At 69.2% G+C, this 4,266-nt stretch carries 3 protein-coding genes; all 3 read left to right on the forward strand.

The features are described 5' to 3' along the window. A partial coding sequence (locus tag HUV01_RS12830; RefSeq protein ID WP_174298620.1) for an OmpH family outer membrane protein occupies nt 1-554 on the forward strand: 554 nt, incomplete at its 5' end. Nucleotides 555-631: 77 nt separating this feature from the next. Next, nucleotides 632-1,078, forward strand: coding sequence for a 3-hydroxyacyl-ACP dehydratase FabZ (gene fabZ, locus HUV01_RS12835; protein WP_174298621.1), 447 nt, complete (start codon nt 632-634; stop codon nt 1,076-1,078). A gap of 142 nt (nt 1,079-1,220) precedes the next feature. Then, on the forward strand, nt 1,221-4,266 hold a 3,046-nt coding region (locus HUV01_RS15235), incomplete at its 3' end, for a valine--tRNA ligase (RefSeq protein ID WP_254606627.1).

Genomic DNA, 4,266 nt, shown 5'->3' on the forward strand with positions numbered 1-4,266 from the left:
ACCCCGACGGCGCGATCGCGGGCGCCAAGGCCTGGCTCGCCGCGCGCGCGCAGATCCAGACGAGCTACAAGACCCAGATCGACCAGGCGACCGCTCGCCGCGCCGCGCTGACCGCGGAGCTCCAGCCGCTCGTCACCCAGTTCCAGGCGGCGCAGCGCGCCCCCGGCGCCACCGATGCCGCGCTCGCCCCGCAGGCGCAGGCGATCCAGGCGCGCGAGAACGCGGCCAACCAGGAACTCGGCACGATCACCGCGCCCGTCCAGCGCGCCCAGGCCTATGCGATCGAGCAGCTGCGCGCCAAGCTGCCCGACGCGATCCAGAACGCGTCGCGCGCGCGCAATATCAGCCTGCTCATCAGCCCGCAGGCGGCGATCTTCGCTCAGCCGGCGTCCGACATCACCGCGGCGGTCAGCACCGAACTCGACAAGCTGGTGCCCAGCGTCAGCATCACCCCGCCGCCGGGCTGGCAGCCGAACCAGCAGGGCCAGCAGGGCGGCGCCCCCGCGGCTCCCGCCCCCGCGCCGACGTCCGGCCGCCGTTCCTCGACCCGGTGAACGAGGCGGACGGCGTCGTCGCCCCGCAGGATCGGGGAGCGCCCGGTACCGGCGCGCCCGATATCGGCCCGTCCGATATCGGCCCGCTCGATATCGGACGCGTCATGGCGGCGCTGCCGCACCGATATCCCATGCTGCTGGTCGACCGCGTCGAGGAGTTGATCCCCGACCGGTCGATCGTCGCGGTCAAGGCGGTGACGATCAACGAGGGCTTCTTCCAGGGCCATTTTCCCGGCCGCCCGATCATGCCCGGCGTCCTGATCGTCGAGGCGCTGGCGCAGGCGGCGGGCGTGCTGGCGGTCGAGAGCCTGGGCCTCTCGGGCACGGGCAAGCTCGTCTATTTCATGGGGATCGACGGCGCGAAGTTCCGCCAGCCGGTGGAGCCGGGCGTGCTGCTGCGGCTGGAGGTCGCGTTCGTGCAGAAGCGCGCGAGCGTCTGCAAGTTCGCCGGCCGCGCGCTGGTGGACGGGCGACTGGCGGCGGAGGCGAGCTTCACCGCGATGATCGCCGACCCGCCGAGGTAGTCTCGTCACCCCGGACCCGTTCCGGGGTCCAGCGATGTGCGGACCTGATCGGGCGCAGGGTTCGCGCGACGCCGGACCCCGGAACAGGTCCGGGGTGACGAGTGTGGGTTGAGACGCCGGCGTCATCCGGTAAAGCCGCCGGATGACCAAGCCCCGCGCCGACCTTCCCAAGACCTTCGACCCCGCCGCGATCGAGGCGCGCTGGTATGCGCATTGGGAGCGCGAGGGGCTGTTCCGCCCCGACCGGCCGGGCGCCGAGCCGTGGACGATCGTCAACCCGCCGCCCAACGTGACGGGCAGCCTGCACATCGGCCACGCGCTCGACAACACGCTGCAGGACATATTGGTGCGCCACGCGCGGCTGCGCGGCCGGGACGCGCGCTGGGTGGTGGGCACCGACCATGCCGGCATCGCGACCCAGATGGTGGTGGAGCGGCGGATGGCCGCCGCCGGCGAGAAGCGCACCGACCTTTCCCGCGACGCGTTCGTCGATCGGGTGTGGGCGTGGAAGGCGGAGAGCGGCGGGGAGATCACCAACCAGCTGCGCCGGCTAGGCTGTTCGATGGACTGGGCCAACGAGCGGTTCACGATGGACGAGGGCTTCTCCGCCGCTGTCCGCCGCGTGTTCGTGCAGCTGTATTCCGAGGGATTGCTGTACCGCGACAAGCGGCTGGTGAACTGGGACCCGGGCCTTGGCACCGCGATCAGCGACCTGGAGGTGGAGACGCGCGAGGAGCAGGGCGGCTTCTGGCACCTGAGCTACCCGATCGCCGACGGGCCGGCGCCGGATGGAACGCGCGCGATCTCGGTCGCGACGACGCGGCCCGAGACGTGCCTCGCCGACATGGCGGTGGCGGTGCATCCCGACGACGAGCGGTATCGCGCGCTGGTCGGGCGGCGGGTTCGGCTGCCGATCACCGGCCGGCTGGTGCCGATCGTCGCGGACGAGCACGCCGACCCGGCGCTGGGATCGGGCGCGGTGAAGATCACGCCGGGCCATGATTTCAACGACTTCGAGGTGGGTGCTCGCGCCGGGATCGAGGCGCGCGCGATGCTCAACATGCTGGACGCGCAGGCCCGCGTCGCGCAGACGGCGGACGGCCTGGTCCCCGCCGAGCTGATCGGCCTCGACCGCGACGACGCGAGGGCGCGGATCGTCGCGCTGCTGGAGGCGGAAGGCGCGCTGGAAAAGGTGGAGAGCCGCACGATCCAGCGCCCGTACGGCGACCGGTCGGGCGTGGTGATCGAGCCGTGGCTGACCGACCAATGGTATGTCGACGCCAAGGCGCTGGCGGGGCCGGCGATCGAGGCGGTGCGGTCGGGGCGGATCAGGATCGTGCCGAAGACCTGGGAGAAGACGTTCTTCAACTGGATGGAGAACATCCAGCCGTGGTGCGTGAGCCGGCAGCTGTGGTGGGGGCACCGGATACCGGCATGGTATGGGCCGGTTAAGGATCACTACGGGCATTACGGATATGTGCCTATTGAAGCTCAGCCGGGATGGCCGCTCCAGCAGTCGGAGCGGGTTCTTACTCCGTTTGTAGCCGAAACCGAGGCTGAGGCGCTTCAGCAAGCGCAACTCTACTATGGGGAAGACGTGGAAGTAGAGATCGGCCTCTCTCTCCATGTAAGTCAAAAACGCATTGTTCTGGTTCAAGACTCAGACGTCCTCGACACATGGTTCTCCAGTGCGCTGTGGCCGTTCGCGACGCTGGGCTGGCCGGATGGAAATGCTTTCCCGGAAGCGGAGGAACACCCCTCCACCACCGGCTCCGCCGGCGGTCTCCCTCCCCTTGCAGGGGAGGAATATGGGCGGGGCGATCCCGCCGACGTGCGTGGTATGGCGTCAGCCGACGAGCGGTGGCCGGACGGAAATCCTCCCCCGGAGGGGGAGGGGGACCAGCCGCAGGCTGGTGGAGGGGTAGGCAGCGCCGAATACGCCGCCCGAAGGGAATACCCCTCCACCACCGGCTCCGCCGGCGGTCCCCCTCCCCTTGCAGGGGAGGAATATGGGCGGCAGCTTGGTGGTCGCTATCCCAACGACGTCCTGATCTCCGGCTTCGACATCCTGTTCTTCTGGGACGCCCGGATGATGATGCAGGGTTTGCACTTCCTGGGAGATGTGCCGTTCAAGACGTTGTATCTCCACGGACTCGTCCGCGCGGCCGACGGGTCGAAGATGTCCAAGTCCAAGGGCAACACGGTCGATCCGCTGGGCCTGATCGACCGCTATGGCGCCGACGCGCTGCGCTTCTTCATGGCGGCGATGGAGAGCCAGGGGCGCGACATCAAGATGGATGAGCGGCGCGTCGAGGGGTATCGCAACTTCGCGACCAAGCTGTGGAACGCCGCACGCTTCTGCCAGGCGAACGGCATCGGCGGCGCGGCGATGCCGGAGCCGCCCGCCGCCGACCTCGCGGTCAACAAGTGGATCGTCGCCGAGTGCGTGGCGATGATCCAGGCGGTGGACCTGGCGCTCGCCGACCTGCGCTTCGATGCCGCCGCCGATGCGATCTATCAATTCGTGTGGAGCCGGTTCTGCGACTGGTATCTGGAACTGGTGAAGGGCGGAATTGACGACGAGACGCGTGCCGTCGCCGGCTGGGTACTCGACCAAGTGCTGGTGGTCCTTCACCCGTTCATGCCCTTCATCACCGAGGAGCTGTGGCACGCGCTTGCAACTCGCGACCACGACCTCATTGTCGCGCGCTGGCCCATGGCGGACGCGCGCGCGATCGATCCGGCGGCGCGGGCGGAAGTCGAGTGGCTGATCCGCTTGGTGGGTGAGGTGCGCGCGGCGCGAACCGCGTTGAACGTTCCGCCAGGCGCTCGCCTTCACGGGTGGATCGATGGCGGGAACGACGACACTCGCGATCTTCTGCTCCAAAACCAAGGTTATCTTTTCAAATTGGCACGCATAGAAGGGTTCGACAATGTTGGCCCGACCACGGGCAGCGCCATGCAGGTCGTGGTCGACGACATCACCTATTATCTTCAGCTGGACGGCGTCATCGACCTCGACGCGGAGCGCGCTCGCCTCGCCAAGGGGATCGCGGCGGCCGCGAAGGACCGGGACGCGCTCGCCGCCCGGCTGGACAACCCGAGCTTCGCCGGGCGCGCCAGGCCCGAGGCGGTGGAGAAGGCGCGCGCCGATCATGCCGAGCGCGCGGCGGAGGCGGAGCGGCTGG

Source organism: Sphingomonas bacterium, assembly GCF_903643035.1.
GTDB lineage: Bacteria > Pseudomonadota > Alphaproteobacteria > Sphingomonadales > Sphingomonadaceae > Sphingomonas.